This window comes from Streptomyces sp. NPDC026206, from assembly GCF_040638465.1.
In the GTDB taxonomy this organism is placed as follows: domain Bacteria; phylum Actinomycetota; class Actinomycetes; order Streptomycetales; family Streptomycetaceae; genus Streptomyces.
The window spans coordinates 222,416-236,449 of sequence record NZ_JBEZYL010000002.1 but is presented as its reverse complement, the minus strand read 5'-3'; the positions used below and the strand labels follow the sequence as shown (position 1 = coordinate 236,449).

12 protein-coding genes are annotated in these 14,034 nt (G+C 67.7%); 7 read left to right on the top strand and 5 right to left on the bottom strand.

All coding sequences use genetic code 11. From position 1 onward, the window contains the following. The first annotated feature begins 138 nt into the window (after window positions 1-138). Window positions 139-4,032 (top strand): GH92 family glycosyl hydrolase, encoded by a 3,894-nt coding sequence (locus AB0F13_RS04525; protein ID WP_362075042.1) that lies wholly within the window; start codon window positions 139-141, stop codon window positions 4,030-4,032. 118 nt (window positions 4,033-4,150) lie between these two features. Here AB0F13_RS04525 and AB0F13_RS04520 read toward each other — a convergent pair whose 3' ends face one another. Together AB0F13_RS04520 and AB0F13_RS04515 are read right to left on the bottom strand one after the other, a co-directional pair. Next, window positions 4,151-4,546, bottom strand: coding sequence for a hypothetical protein (locus tag AB0F13_RS04520; protein ID WP_362075040.1), 396 nt, complete (start codon window positions 4,544-4,546; stop codon window positions 4,151-4,153). 68 nt (window positions 4,547-4,614) lie between these two features. After that, window positions 4,615-6,372, bottom strand: a complete 1,758-nt coding sequence (locus tag AB0F13_RS04515; protein ID WP_362075037.1) for an ALF repeat-containing protein — start codon at window positions 6,370-6,372, stop codon at window positions 4,615-4,617. A gap of 805 nt (window positions 6,373-7,177) precedes the next feature. On the opposite strand from AB0F13_RS04515, the gene AB0F13_RS04510 reads away from it, so the two are divergent. The 6 genes from AB0F13_RS04510 (at window position 7,178) to AB0F13_RS04485 (ending at window position 11,954) form a co-directional block, all read left to right on the top strand. After that, window positions 7,178-7,636 (top strand): VCBS repeat-containing protein, encoded by a 459-nt coding sequence (locus tag AB0F13_RS04510; protein WP_362075034.1) that lies wholly within the window; start codon window positions 7,178-7,180, stop codon window positions 7,634-7,636. 204 nt (window positions 7,637-7,840) lie between these two features. Then, window positions 7,841-8,776, top strand: a complete 936-nt coding sequence (locus AB0F13_RS04505) for a VCBS repeat-containing protein (RefSeq protein ID WP_362075031.1) — start codon at window positions 7,841-7,843, stop codon at window positions 8,774-8,776. A 145-nt stretch (window positions 8,777-8,921) separates the two neighbouring features. Further along, window positions 8,922-9,785: a VCBS repeat-containing protein gene (locus AB0F13_RS04500; RefSeq protein ID WP_362075028.1), complete on the top strand. Its 864-nt coding sequence runs from the start codon at window positions 8,922-8,924 to the stop codon at window positions 9,783-9,785. A 131-nt stretch (window positions 9,786-9,916) separates the two neighbouring features. Beyond that, complete coding sequence (locus tag AB0F13_RS04495; protein WP_362075025.1) at window positions 9,917-10,858, top strand: VCBS repeat-containing protein; 942 nt, start codon at window positions 9,917-9,919, stop codon at window positions 10,856-10,858. A gap of 57 nt (window positions 10,859-10,915) precedes the next feature. Further along, on the top strand, window positions 10,916-11,761 hold the full coding sequence (locus AB0F13_RS04490) for a helix-turn-helix transcriptional regulator (protein ID WP_362075022.1): 846 nt from the start codon (window positions 10,916-10,918) through the stop codon (window positions 11,759-11,761). Continuing rightward, window positions 11,745-11,954 (top strand): DUF397 domain-containing protein, encoded by a 210-nt coding sequence (locus AB0F13_RS04485; protein ID WP_362075019.1) that lies wholly within the window; start codon window positions 11,745-11,747, stop codon window positions 11,952-11,954. The genes AB0F13_RS04490 and AB0F13_RS04485 overlap by 17 nt, the downstream gene beginning before the upstream one ends. On the opposite strand, the gene AB0F13_RS04480 is transcribed toward AB0F13_RS04485, so the two are convergent. The 3 genes from AB0F13_RS04480 to AB0F13_RS04470 all read right to left on the bottom strand — a co-directional run bounded on the left by AB0F13_RS04480 (window position 11,932) and on the right by AB0F13_RS04470 (window position 14,019). Beyond that, on the bottom strand, window positions 11,932-13,257 hold the full coding sequence (locus AB0F13_RS04480) for a hypothetical protein (protein WP_362075016.1): 1,326 nt from the start codon (window positions 13,255-13,257) through the stop codon (window positions 11,932-11,934). The genes AB0F13_RS04485 and AB0F13_RS04480 overlap by 23 nt on opposite strands. Window positions 13,258-13,379: 122 nt before the next feature. Beyond that, entirely contained in the window at window positions 13,380-13,718 is a 339-nt protein-coding gene (locus tag AB0F13_RS04475) for a hypothetical protein (protein WP_362075013.1), read from the bottom strand. Window positions 13,719-13,746: 28 nt separating this feature from the next. After that, window positions 13,747-14,019, bottom strand: a complete 273-nt coding sequence (locus tag AB0F13_RS04470; RefSeq protein WP_362075010.1) for a hypothetical protein — start codon at window positions 14,017-14,019, stop codon at window positions 13,747-13,749. Window positions 14,020-14,034: the final 15 nt, after the last annotated feature.

The following is a 14,034-nucleotide window of genomic DNA, read 5'->3' as shown; positions in this document are numbered from 1 at the left end:
GAGACCCTTGACACCACTGATGTCTCACGCCCTACTTATCACTGCGCGACTCGGGTGACAACGTTGTCGGCTTCGGTGGGCTTCGTTGCTTCGTGGCTTCGTGGGCTTCGTGGAGGCAGCTTCGTGGAGAGGCAAGGGATGCGAATCGGACTCGGACACCGCCGCCGGCGCACAGGCGCCCGCCCCGCGGCCCTCGTCCTGGCCACCGTACTGATGACGGTCGCTCAGATCACGCAGGGTCCCTCCGTGTCGGCATCGCCCGAAGGGCCCAAGGACACCGCGACCGAAAGCTTCGCCTCGTCCTTCGAGGCCGGCGAGCAGCAGCCCGACTGGCGCAACGCCGTCGAGACCGGCCCGGACGGCCGAAGGCGGTCCGCGGGGGTCGACGGCGACGACACGGGCGGCATCCCCGGCAATGTCACCGACCGGGTCACCGCCGTCCGCGCCAGCGGGGAGCACACCGAGGCGGGGGAGGTGAAGGAGAACCTCATCGACGGCGAAAGCGCGACCAAATGGCTCGACTTCGAGCGCACCGCCTGGCTGGAATTCGAGCTGGCGCAGCCGGTCAAGGCCGTCCGCTACGCCCTGACCTCGGCGAACGACACTCCCGGCCGCGACCCCCGGGACTGGACGCTCAAGGGCTCCGACGACGGCAAGACCTGGACGGCCCTCGACGCCCGCCACGACGAGGTCTTCGAAAACCGCCTGCAGACGCGGGAGTTCTCCTTCGCGGGCACCACCGCCCACCGGCAGTACCGCCTGGAGATAACCCGTAACGGCGGCGAGCCGGTCCTCCAGCTCGCCGAGGTGCAGCTGGCCATCGACGGCGACGGCACTCCCCCGCCCGCCGACATGCGCAGCCACATCGACCGTGGCCCGACCGGCTCCCCCACGGCCAAGGCCCGTGTGGGCTTCACCGGCACCCATGCGCTGCGCTACGGCGGCATGCACCTGGCCACGGGCCGCGGCTATTCGTACAACAAGGTCTTCAGCGTGCACACCAAGGTCACGCCGAGGACCCTGCTGTCGTACAAGGTCTTCCCCTCCATGCCCGAACGGGACGCCCGCTACCCCGCCACCCATGTCTCGATCGACCTCGCCTTCACCGACGGCACCTACCTCAGCGATCTCGGCGCCGTCGACCAGCACGGCGCGCGGCTGACACCGCAGGGTCAGGCCGCTTCCCGGACGCTGTACGTCAACCAGTGGAACAACAAGGAGTCGCCTATCGGCGCCGTCGCGGCGGGCAAGACCGTCGAACGCGTCCTCGTCGCGTACGACTCGCCGGCCGGGCCCGCGAAATTCCGCGGCTGGGTGGACGACATCTCGATCGCCCCGGCCCCCCAGGAGAAACCCCCGGCCCACCCGGCGGACTGGGCCCTCACCACGCGCGGCACCCATTCCAGCTCGAACTTCTCACGCGGCAACACCTTCCCCGCCACCGCCGTCCCCCACGGATTCAACTTCTGGACCCCCGTCACCAACGCCGGCTCGGGGGACTGGCTCTACCAGTACGCGGCCACCAACAATCCCGACAACCTCCCCACCGTCCAGGCCTTCAGCGCCAGCCATGAGCCGAGCCCCTGGATGGGCGACCGGCAGACCTTCCAGGTCATGCCCTCGGTGGCCCCCGACACCCCCTCCGCCTCCCGCACCGCCCGCGCCCTCCCCTTCCGGCACTCCCGCGAGAGCGCCAAGCCGCACTACTACGGCGTCACCTTCGAGAACGGCCTGAAGGCCGAGATCGTCCCCAGCGACCATGCCGCGATGATGCGTTTCACCTTTCCGGGTGACAACGCCAGCGTCATCCTTGACAACGTCAAGAACCAGGGCGGTCTGACCCTCGATCCCGCCAACCGTTCCTTCACCGGCTACTCGGACGTCAGGAGCGGGCTGTCCAAGGGCGCCGGCCGCCTCTTCGTCTACGGCGTCTTCGACATGCCCGTCACCGCGAGCGGCAAGGTCAAGGGGGACGGCAAGAGCAGAGGTGACGGTGCCGACGGCGTCACCGGCTATATGCGCTTCGCCCCGGGCCGGGACCGTACAGTCACCCTGCGCCTGGCGACGTCCCTCATCGGCGTCGACCAGGCGAAGGCCAACCTCAAGCAGGAGATCCCGGCGGACATCTCCTTCGGCCGGGTCCACGACCGGGCCCGTGCCGCCTGGGACGCGCTCCTGGGCCGCGTCGAGGTCGAGGGCGCGAGCCGCGACCAGCTCACCACCCTGTACTCCAGCCTCTACCGCCTGTACCTCTATCCCAATTCCGGCCACGAGAACACCGGCACCGCCAGCCGCCCACGCCCCCGCTACGCCAGCCCCTTCTCCCCGCCCGCCGGCGAGAACACCCCGGCCACGACCGGGGCGAAGATCGTGGACGGCGAGGTGTACGTCAACAATGGCTTCTGGGACACCTACCGCACGGCCTGGCCCGCCTACTCCCTCCTCACCCCCAAGCTGGCCGGCAAGCTGGTCAACGGCTTCGTCCAGCAGTACAAGGACGGCGGCTGGATCTCCCGCTGGTCCTCCCCCGGCTACGCCGACCTGATGACCGGCACCAGCTCGGACGTCGCCTTCGCCGACGCCTACGTCAAGGGCGTCGCCTTCGACGCCGAGGCGGCGTACGAGGCCGCGCTCAAGAACGCGACCGTCGCCCCGGACGACCCCGGCACCGGCCGCAAGGGCATGGACACCTCCGTCTTCCTCGGCTACACGAGCACCAGGATCCGCGAGGGCACGTCCTGGGCGCTGGAGGGCTACCTCAACGACTTCGGCCTCGCGAAGATGGGCCGGGCGCTCTACGAGAAGACCCACAAGCCCCGCTACCGCGAGGAGTCCGGCTACTTCCTCAACCGGGCCCGCAATTACGTCGGACTCTTCGACTCCCGGACCGGCTTCTTCCAGGGCAAGGACGAGAGCGGCAACTGGCGGCTGCCGCCGGGCTCCTACGACCCGCGTGTCTGGGGCCACGACTACACCGAGACCAACGGCTGGAACTTCGCCTTCACCGCACCCCAGGACACCCGGGGCCTCGCCAACCTCCACGGCGGCCGCACCGGCCTGGCCAAGAAGCTCGACACCTACTTCGCCACCCCCGAGACGGGCGCGCCGGAGTTCGCGGGCTCCTACGGCGGCGTCATCCACGAGATGACCGAGGCCCGCGACGTCCGGATGGGCATGTACGGCCACAGCAATCAGGTCTCGCACCACATCGCCTATCTCTACGACGCCGCCGGGCAGCCCTGGAAGACACAGGAGAAGGTCCGCGAGGTCCTCTCCCGCCTCTATCTCGGCAGCGAGATCGGCCAGGGCTATCCGGGCGACGAGGACAACGGCGAGATGTCGGCCTGGTACGTCTTCAGCACCCTCGGCTTCTACCCGCTGGTCATGGGCCAGGGCGAGTACGCCATCGGCGCCCCCCTCTTCACCAAGGCCACCGTCCACCTCGAAGGCGGCCGCGACCTGGTCATCAAGGCCCCCCGCAACAGCGCCCGCAACCTCTACGTCCAGTCCCTCCGCGTCAACGGCCACTCCTGGGACTCCACAGCCCTCCCCCACTCCGTCCTGACCAAGGGCGCCACCCTGGAGTTCGCCATGGGCCCGACCCCGTCGAACTGGGCCACGTCCGAGCGCGCCGCCCCCACGTCGATCACCAAGGACGACAAGGTGCCGGCCCCCCAGCGGGACGTGACACTCCCCGGCGACTCGGCCCTGACGGACAACAGCTCGGGCACGGACGGACCGCTGACGACGGCCGCACTGACAACGGCCCACGACGCCCGGGTGACGACGTACACCCTCACGTCCTCGGACCGCACCAGGGCCCCGTCCGCCTGGACCCTCCAGGGCTCCCCGGACGGCGCGCACTGGACGGACGTGGACCGCCGTTCGGGCGAGCCCTTCACCTGGAACCACCAGACCCGAGCCTTCGAGGTCCGGGCGGCGGCGACGTACGCGCACTACAGGCTGGTGGCGCAGGGCACGGAGAGACGGCTGGCGGAGGTGGAGCTGCTGGGGTCTTCCGGAGAGCAGTGAAGCCCTCCAGCCGCTGGGCTGGAGGGCTTCACACGAGTCTGAGGAGCAAACTGCGGGGCGCTCGCCCCGCTGGGGAGGGCGGTGAGCATACGGATTGGATAGCGGCGCACAGGCCCGTTCACCATGCCGCCGAGGAAAGCCAAATACCAGCTGCTGTCATGACCACAAGCGCCAGCACAAGTTGCACATACAGACCCGAAGACCCCTTGACCTCGGCCTGATCCCCGTGCTTTTCGTATTCGATAGCACCTAGTCTCACGTCTTCCTGACGCCCAAGGAACCCAAGAACAAACGCCAACGTTACAGCGCAGTACAGCGGAAGCAACACTTCGGCATTCATAGGCTCAACGAGAGAACAGGCAACACCGAATGCCATCGCCATCGGCGGAGCCGAGCAGATTTGAATCCTGACTTTTCTGCTCGGCATGAGCGGAATGAAAAACGCGCAAAATATCGCCGTCGCAAGGACGGAGATGATCCACCAAGCGGACAAGGGAAGAGAGGGGGGATGCATGGTGTACTCCTTGACCTCGCAGGGCCGGCCCAACCGGCCCTGCGAGGTATCACTCCAGCCGGAAATGATCAGAAAATCTTTATGATGTCAGAGACGAGAGTCCGCCCCTTCCTCATCATTCCCGCCACACGCCCCGAAGCTCCTGCAGCCACATACGTCTTATTTATGCCGCTGAACACTCTACCCAACGCGAACTTGCCGAGAGATTTCTGGAACTCATCGCTGGTGAAACCGTAGGCCATGCCGGTCGCCACCGCGCTTCCCAGCGCCAGGACGTCCGATGTGACTCTGAGCCCACGACCAAGGGCCTGTGCCTGGGGGAACGGCATCTTCTCTGCGTAGGTGGCAGCGATGCCCGTGGCCGCACTCGCTACAGAGAGGCCCTTCGCCCACGCCTTCGCGTCCTTGTGGGGGTCACCCTTGCCGTCACCACCGGCAGAGCCCTTGCCTGGCGTGTCGAGAGTGTCGTTCTTGGGATCGTCGGCGGGGTTGACGCCCTTGCTGGCGTTTTCCTTCGCTTCCTGTGCCGCCTTGGCTGCAGCGGCGATCTGTTCAGCCTGGTACTTCTCATCCGCAATATTGCGGGCTTCGGTGGCGGCTGCGGAGGCTGCTGCGGCGTCCTTGCCGGCGGCAGCGGCAGACTGACTGGCGCTGGCTGCCGATGACTGCGCGCTACTCGCCGATGCGGCAGCCTGTTCGGCAGAGGCCGTGGCTTGACTGGCCGAATAGTTGGCCTGTCGGCTGGCTTGCTGAGCGGTGGCTGCGGCGGCCTTCGCCTTCTGAGCGGAGGATGCCGCCGACGCCGCCGACGCATCGGCCTCATGAGCCTTCTTCTGCGCCTCGGCGGCGTAACCCTTGGCCTCGTTGGCCCATGCACGGGCCTTGTCGGCCCACTCCCCGGCTTCCCTTGCTTTGTCCTGAGCCTTTTTGGCCACCTCGTAGGCCAGAGCCGCGTTTTCGTTCGCCCGAGCGGCGTCGCCTGCAGCATTGGCGATCATCGCGCGCACAGCGGCCACGTGGGTGGCGGTGTCCAGGTCCTGCTGGGCCGCTTTGTGCTGGACACGGGTCACGAACTCGTGCTGCATCCAGGCAGGCCCGGCCATCGCGACCTGAGCAGCGGCCTGCACCTTGGGGCCGCCGTTGTGCATGACCTTGAGAGTCTCGAACCGGTCGTCCTCGACCTGGGCCTCGCGGTAGCCATCGACCAGGAAGGTGTGCAGCGCCTTGACGGTGCCACTCTTCAAAGCCGCGTCACCGGCCTCGACAACTGACCTACCCGCGCCATTCATGAGCTTGAGGACCTGGAGCCGGTAGTCCTCGACCTGAACGTCGTACGCACCCTCTGCGAGGAACTTCTCAATTCGCTCGGCGTCCCGGCTCTCCAGCGTCTTCTGTGCTGCTTCCGCCAGAGCGGGACCGCCAACCTTCGCGAGAGCGAGAACCTTCTCCCGTTGGTCCTGGCGCACAGCTTGCCGATAACCCGACTTCACCCAGGTGGCAACGGCGTCGTCAGTCCCAGCCAAAGCGTCCTGAGCAGCCTGACGAGTCCAGATGCCCGTGTTGTCCATCAGGTTGACAGCGGCCTTGCGACCGAATTCAACCACCGTCTTGGCGTCGGTTTCGGGCACAGCAGCCTTGGTCAGCAGCTGCTTGGTCGCCTCGTCGGTGGCACCAGCCTGCTTCTGCAGCTCCCGCTGCTGGTTCCGCTCACTCTGGTCGTCTTTCTTGAGGTCCTTGGCCTCCTCGATGGCAAGCTTTGTGTCCCCGTCGAGCTCGGCCTTCTCACTCTCGCGGGCCAGCTTCTCAACGCTCTGGGCCTGCGCCACCGCCTCGGACGACGCCTGGGCAGCCTCGTTGGCCTTATTGGCGTGATCTGTGGCCTTGTTTGCCCAATCCTGGGCCTTGCCTGCCTCATCGGCTGCCTTGTCAGCAGCAGCGGCAGCCTTGTCCGCGTGCTCGGCGGCGCTGTTGGCAGCCCGGTGTGCCTCACGGGCAGCGGTAGCTGCCTGGTTGGCGAGCGACTGGGCTCGGCCGGCCGCCCAGGTGGCCGTGGCGGCCGCGCTGCGGGCGACACTGGCGGCCTCGCGAGCCCGCTCTGCCTGAGCACTGGCATCGCCGGCGGAACTGCCGGCCTCGGCCGATGCCTCGGCCGCCGCCGCGGCGTTCTGCGCGGCACGGGCGGCGGCGGCGCCAGACGCACCGGCTGCGACGCTCGCATCAGCGGCGTGAGAGGCGGCGGCAGCTGCGGTCCGAGCGCCAGCGGCGGCATCCCGGGCGGCCTGGGCCGCCTGACGGGCCGTCGACGCCTCACTGGCATTGCCGGCAGCCGCTGCGGCAGCCGAGTAGGCACGCGCGGCGGCCTGGCCGGCAGCGGCAGCCGCTGCGCCATCAGCCGCTGCAGCGGCACCTGTACGCGCTCTACACGGGACCTGACGGCAAACTCCAGGGATACCGTCCGCTGTGGAGAGAGGACGCCACCTGGGGCGCGACTCAGAAGATCGTCGGCGGTGATTTTAACGGTGACGGCATAGCCGATATCGCCGCCATCGCCCACGATGGCAGTCTCCGTCTCTATCCCGGCACTAAGGACGGCCCGCTGGGCCAGCCCGTGAATATGTGGAAGGACACGACGTGGGACGGGATGCCGCACGCCGCTTCAAGGCAGACGGCTCCGGCCGTGACGGCCTGCTGGCCGTCACCAAGGACGGCTCGCTGTACTCCTATGCGACTGGCCCCAACGGTGTGCTCCTCGACCAGCGGCGCGAGATGTGGCACGACAAGACGTGGAACAAGAAGCTCGTCACCACCGGCGACTTCAACGGCGACGGCCGGGACGACATCGCCGCCATCGCCAACAACGGCGCGATGCATCTGTACCTGGGCAATGCCGAGGGCCGGTTCGACTCCGGCACATCCATGTGGCGCGACAACACCTGGGACTCCTACCAGGCCGTCTTGGGTGGCGATTTCAATCGCGACGGGAAGAGTGACATCGCCGCCCTCAACGGCGCTGGAGAGCTGTACCTGTACCCCATCAAGGGCGACGGCACGCTTGACGAGCGCAGCCCCATGCGGGCCTCCGCCTCCTGACGCAGCGCCCGTCGCTGTCCGTAAACGCCTCTGGTCCGGGCCCCGCCTCCCGAGAGGCGGGGCCCGGACCCTTTTCCCGGCAGGCGACTCTCCAGGGCCTCACAAAACACAGTTGATGTGTGAAGATCCTTTGCAATGATCCGGGAGGTGTCCCGAGGTCCTCACCAGGACTTCGCATCTCAACCGTCGCCATAGGAGAACCACGTGGCCCACACTTCCGGCCGCAAGCGCGGGCGCGCCCTGTCGCGCCTCGCCACCGCGGCGATAGCCGCCGCACTGATCGGCACCACCGCCGGAGTCTCGGCCGCAGACGGTCCGGCGGGGCCGCAGAAAGCTGCGGAGGCCGCTGCCAAGGCCACCACCGGGGTCGAAGCCGCGCCGCGCGCTGCGGCCCCCCTCACCGCGCTGTCCGCCACTCCTGCCTTCCCCCTGATGGCGGCTGACCAGTACGGCTTCCTCTACGAGTACGAGGCCAACGGTCGCGGCGGATTCGAAGACCCCGTATTCCGGTCCGCCAAGTACGAGCCGATCACCGCGGCGGTGCAGCTCGACATGGACCAGAACGGCCTGCGCGACGGCTTCTACCTCCGGGGCAGCGACGGAGTGCTGTACTACGGCGGTTCGATGGGCCCCGTGAGGATCGGCGCCGGGTGGAACACCTACGACAACATCCTGTCCCCGGGCAACCTCGGCGGCGCAAGCGAGCCCGACCTCCTCGGCCGTGACAAGTCCGGCGTCCTGTGGATCTACCTGGCGCACCCGGACAGCACCCTCAGCGACCGCTTCCGCGTCGGCCCCGGCTGGGACCAGTACACGGACATCGCGGGCCGCGGCGACCTCAACGGCGACGGCAGGACCGACATCGTCGCCAAGGACAAGAACGGCGTCCTCTGGTTCTACAAGGGCACCGGCGACTACAAGGACCCCTTCGAGAGCCGGGTCAAGGTCGGCGGCGGCTGGAACGCCTACGACAAGCTCGTGAGCGTCGGCGACATGGACAAGGACGGCAGTAGCGACATGCTCGCCCGCGACGCGTCCGGTGTCCTGTGGTTCTACAAGGGCAACGGCAACGCCGCCGACCCCTTCGAGAACCGCAGCAAGATCGGTGGTGGCTGGGACCAGTACCGCCTCATGTTCTGATCCCACGGCGTGCCACACCATTCGCGGCAACACTTTTCCGCCACCTTCCTGAAGTGGCGGAAAAGCGCTGTGTAATGATCCGGGGAATCTCGCGGCGCCCCGTCAAGGGCGCCGCACTTCTCGTCCCCTCCCCTTGGAGAACCACGTGGCCCTTTCCTCCGGCCGCAAGCGCGGGCGCGCCCTGTCCCGCCTTGCCATCGCGGCGATAGCCGCCGCACTGGTCGGCACCACCGCCGGTACCGCGTCCGCCGCCCCCACCGCCCCGGCGCCCTACTTCCCGCTCATGGCCTCCAAGGCGTCCGGCGAACTCTACGAGTACCTGCCCAACGGCGCGGGCGGCTTCGGCGACCGCAAGCTGGTCGAGAACGAGTGGACCGGCATCACGGCCGCCATGCAGACCGACCAGGACCAGGACGGCACCGCGGACCACGCCTACATCCGGCTGACCGACGGCATGCTGTTCTTCGCCGACACCACCGACGAGACCGGCGAGAAGGAGCCCGTCTACGTCGGCGGCGGCTGGACCATCTACGACCGTCTTCTCTCCCCGGGCAACCTCGGCGGTACCAAGGAGCCCGACGTCCTCGCCCGGGACAAGTCCGGCGTTCTGTGGATCTATCAGGGTCGTCCGGACGGCACCCTCGGTGACCGCTACCGCGTCGGCCCCGGCTGGGACATGTTCACCCACATCGCCGGTCGCGGCGACCTCAACGGCGACGGCAGGACCGACATCCTCGCCAAGGACAAGAGCGGCGTGCTGTGGTTCTACAAGGGCACCGGCGACCCCACCAGGCCGTTCGAGAGCCGCGTCAAGGTCGGCAGTGGCTGGAACATCTTCGACACCCTGGTCTCCAGCGGTGATGTGAACGGCGACGGCCGTAGCGACCTGCTCGCCCGTGACACCGCCGGCGTCCTGTGGCTCTACAAGGGCAACGGCAACGCCACCGACCCCTTCGAGAACCGCGTCCGCATCGGCGGCGGCTGGGGCCAGTACAACAACTTCTTCTGAGTCCGGACGGGCCGCACCTCCAAGGAGGTACGGCCCGCCTCCGTGTGAAGATCCTGTGCAATGATCCAGGAATCTCGCGGCGTCCCCGACCAGGGGCGCCGCGTTCTTTCTCATCGGCATAGGAGAACTACGTGGGGAATCTTCCCGGCCGTAAGCACGGGCGCGCACTGTCGCGTCTCGCCACCGCTGCAATAGCCGCCGCACTGATCGGCACCACCGCCGGAACGGCCGTCGCCGACAACCCGGCACCTGCCATTCCGTCGACGCAGAAGGCCGCCGAGGCGGGCGTCCGGACGCAGGCCGCCCCGCAGGCAGCCGTCTCGGCGCCACGGGCCGACGCCCCCGTCTTCCCGCTGACGGTCGCTGACCGGTCCGGCGACGTCTACATGTACAAGTCCGACGGCCAGGGTGCACTCAGCGACCGCAGCAACCGCGTCATCACCGGTTGGCAGGTCATGGCCGGGGCCACGCGCGTCGACCACAACCAGGACGGTTTTCCCGACGGCCTGTACAGCCAGGCCAAGACCGGCACGCTGTACTACAACGACGGCGTCAGCACGCAGACCGTGACCATCGGCGGCGGGTGGGACATCTACGACCGCATCCTCTCCCCCGGCAACCTCGGCGGCGCGGGCGAGTCCGACATCCTCGCCCGCGACAAGTCAGGCGTGCTCTGGATCTACCTCGCCCACCCGGACGGCACCCTCAGCGACCGCTACCGCGTCGGCCCCGGCTGGGACATCTACACCGACATCGTCGGCCGCGGCGACATCAACGGTGACGGCAAGGCCGACATCGTCGCCAAGGACAAGACCGGCGTCCTCTGGTTCTACAAGGGAACCGGCGACTACAAGGACCCCTTCGCCAGCCGAGCCAAGGTCGGCGGCGGCTGGGACATGTACGACACGCTCCTGTCCATCGGTGACATGAACAGCGACGGCCGCACCGATTTCCTCGCCCGCGACAAGTCCGGCGTCCTGTGGCTCTACAAGGGCAACGGCAACGCCACCGACCCCTTCGAGAACCGCGTGCGGATCGGCGGCGGCTGGGACCAGTACAGCACGATGTTCTGAGTCCGGTGCGCTTCAAACGCCCCTCACGGAGCGGTTGCTTGAAGCTACGCTGAGTACGTGACTCAGTCCAGGAACACGGACCCGTACAGCGACCCACGGGCGTTCTACGGGTCCGAGCTGTGCCGCCTGCGTGAGGCCGCCGGTCTCACGCAGGAGCAGCTCGGTCAGCGCGGCTTCTGCTCCGGCTCGTACATCGGCCAGTTCGAGACGGCGGTCAGGCGCCCTCAGTTGGAGCTGTCCGAGCTGCTCGACGAGGTGCTGGGGAGTGGCAAGCATCTCCAGCGGCTGTGCCGGCTGGCCCGCAAGTCGAGGGTCGCTGACTACTTCGCGGATGCGGCCGAGTTGGAGCAGCAAGCAAAGACCATCAGCGAGTACTCGTCAATGTACGTGCTCGGGTTGTTGCAGACCGAGGCATACGCACGGGCCGTGACTCGGGGTGCTCAACGGTTCGCCCCACAAGAGGTGGTGGAGCAGGCCGTCAGCGCCAGGCGGGAGCGGGCGCAGCTGCTTGAAGGCCCGTCCGCGCCCGTTTATTGGGCCATCGTCCATGAGGCGGCCCTTCGTGTGACCGTGGGCAGCCCTGTCGTCATGAAGGAACAGCTGGGCCATCTCGCTGAGATGATTCGGGCCCTGCCCAATCTCGTGCTCCAGGTGATGCCGTTCGCCGCCGGAGCACATCTGTTCCTGAACACAATGGTCTCACTGATGCACTTCAGTGACGCGCCCCCTGTCGTCTATACCGAAGGCGCGGGGACGGGTCGGCTCATCGAGGATCCGGCCCTGGTGGCGCAGTGTCAATCGTCATACGATCTGGCCAGGGCCGCCGCGCTCCCGCCAGAGGCGTCCCTAGCCCTGATCGAATCGGCGGCGAAGGACTGGGCGACGCATGAGCACCGCATCTGACTTAAGCACGGCAGCATGGCGTAAGTCGTCCTACACCGATGGAACCAGCGGCAACTGCGTCGAGATCGCCGACACTGTTCCCGGCACGATCCGCGTCCGCGACAGCAAGAACCCCCAAGTGCCCGCCCTCATCTTCCCGACAGCGGCCTGGGCCTCCCTCATCCGCACCCTCAAGCGCGTCGCAGACGCTTAACCCCGCGCCAAGCCACCCGCACAACCGACCGCACAGGCGGCACGAGCGCCAGTGCCAGCCCCGCAATAGGCAACACGAGCAGCAGGGACTGGAGGCATGCCGAGAGCGTGCCGAGGGCCAGGTTGCCGGATGAATCCGCGTTCTGCGCCAGCAGGTTGATTCTCTGCCAGTCCGCCCGGAGCAGTTGGGGCAGATTGACGATCACCATGCCCAGCGGGAGAAGTAGCGCGGGCACCAGGAACATGACCCAGACGGCGACGACGATCTGCGGCCATCGTTTGAGGGCTCGCAGTCGGTCGTCGTTCCGGCGCCGGAGCAGGACGCGCTTGAGGATGGGGCCGATGTACTTGAAGAGGTCGGGAATGCCGATCAGGTCCGCGACGATGTAGTAGCCGTCGAACCGCAGCGTGGGAAGAAGCTGCTGAATCATCTCCAGGTGGACGGAGAGGATCGCCACCAGGAGAAGCGGGGAACCGGTCGCCGCGTACAGGGCGAGCAGGCCCAGGACGAAGAGTGCGTTGAAGTAGACACCACCCAGGTCGGTCCGGATGCGCCCGGCGCGGCCCAGCCGGTAGGAGTTGGTGATGTCGGTGTAGAAGGCGGGCCACACGAGATAGATACCGCATCCCATGACACCGGGCCGTACACCTCCGTAGCGGCATGCCGCGCCATGGCCCAATTCGTGAAACGCGCAGGAGGCGATGGCCAGGAAGACGACGAGGAGCACACTGGCCGGGGACGAGAGCACCGTCTGCAGTGCGGCACCGGTGTCCTGCGTCGTCCACAGCCATACCTCGCCTGCCGCGAATGCGCCGAGAGCACCGGCCACCAACAGGGGGCGGAACAGCCAGGCGAAGAGGCCGGAGAGAAACCAGGTGACATGTTCCGGAACCACCGCCAACCGGAACCGGAAGGCGAGGAAAGGGTTGTCTTTGGGGGTGAGGGGAGGTGGCGACCCGTCGCTGTAGGTGGTGACACCGAGAGGGGCGAGCTTTTTGTCGATGAGGAAAGCGACGTGTCCCGTGGTGAACCGGCGGCCCGTCTCCCGGCAGAGTTCGGCAGCCACCCACGCCATCACCGGTTCCCCTCCGGGGCGCTCCCGGTGTCGGCCGTCCAGCGCCCGGACGACCTGGTAGAGCAGAGCCGGTAGCCGGACGATCTGCCCGTCGGGGCGGCAGACCAGGTGGGGCGGTTCACGGTAGCCGGAGCCCTCGAACTCGCCGACCAGTTCGATGCCGTCCACCAGCGCGGGCTCCTCCGCCCGTCCGGCTTCGGTGCTGCGCTGGGCGGATGGCAGTGACATGGGCGCTCTCCGTGAGGTGGCTGGCGGACGGCCCGCAAGGTCAAGGTGGGGGGAAGGAGTGGCGGGGAAGGACCGGAGGCTCCCGGCCCTTCCCCGAGCGCGTACGGCGAGCCGCTAGGTGATCAGTGGCTCGAGATGGCCGCGGGGGTACAGGTCATGCTGGTGGTCGGGTTCGTGGACGGCAGGCCGAGCGAACCGAACAGACCCGGGGTGCCCTGCCGGTCGACGGACTGGCAGGACGACAGGATCGTCGTGCCGTGGTCGTGGGGGACGGGGGCGTACACGCCTCCGCCGGAGGCCGACGCGGAGCTGCTGCTGCCGGCACCGGCGCCGGCACCGCCGTTGGGATCGCCGGGACCGGCGAAGTTGAGCGGAGTGGCCACGATGCCCATGACGGTGCGTTCGGGCAGCACCTCACCGGCAACGTTGTCGAGTTCCTCGAAGCTGATGGCGTTTTCCATTTCCGTACCCCTTCTCGAAAAGCGGCGGTCAGCGGCTGGAGACAGCCGCAGGAATACACGTGGTGCTGTAACCGGGAGAGCTGGGAGCCAGCCCCAGCGCGACGAGAAGGCCGGGGCTGCCCGCGTTCTGCCGGTATTGACAGGCGTAGGCCACCGTCGTGCCGTGCTCCGTTCTCACCAGCGTCGGATATACGGGTTGATCGGTGCCCGCCGGCAGCAGCACGCTTGAAAGCGCGATCCGCGCGGGAAGCACCTCACCGGAAAGCCGGCCGAGCTCCCCGAAGGTAACGGCGGATCCCATCGCTCCTCCCCCCTC

Coding starts and splice junctions, on each gene's coding strand:
- AB0F13_RS04525 (WP_362075042.1), top strand. CDS start 139: ATGCGAATCGGACTCGGACACCGCCGCCGGCGCACAGGCGCCCGCCCC.
- AB0F13_RS04520 (WP_362075040.1), bottom strand. CDS start 4,546: ATGCATCCCCCCTCTCTTCCCTTGTCCGCTTGGTGGATCATCTCCGTC.
- AB0F13_RS04485 (WP_362075019.1), top strand. CDS start 11,745: ATGAGCACCGCATCTGACTTAAGCACGGCAGCATGGCGTAAGTCGTCC.
- AB0F13_RS04480 (WP_362075016.1), bottom strand. CDS start 13,257: ATGTCACTGCCATCCGCCCAGCGCAGCACCGAAGCCGGACGGGCGGAG.
- AB0F13_RS04475 (WP_362075013.1), bottom strand. CDS start 13,718: ATGGAAAACGCCATCAGCTTCGAGGAACTCGACAACGTTGCCGGTGAG.
- AB0F13_RS04470 (WP_362075010.1), bottom strand. CDS start 14,019: ATGGGATCCGCCGTTACCTTCGGGGAGCTCGGCCGGCTTTCCGGTGAG.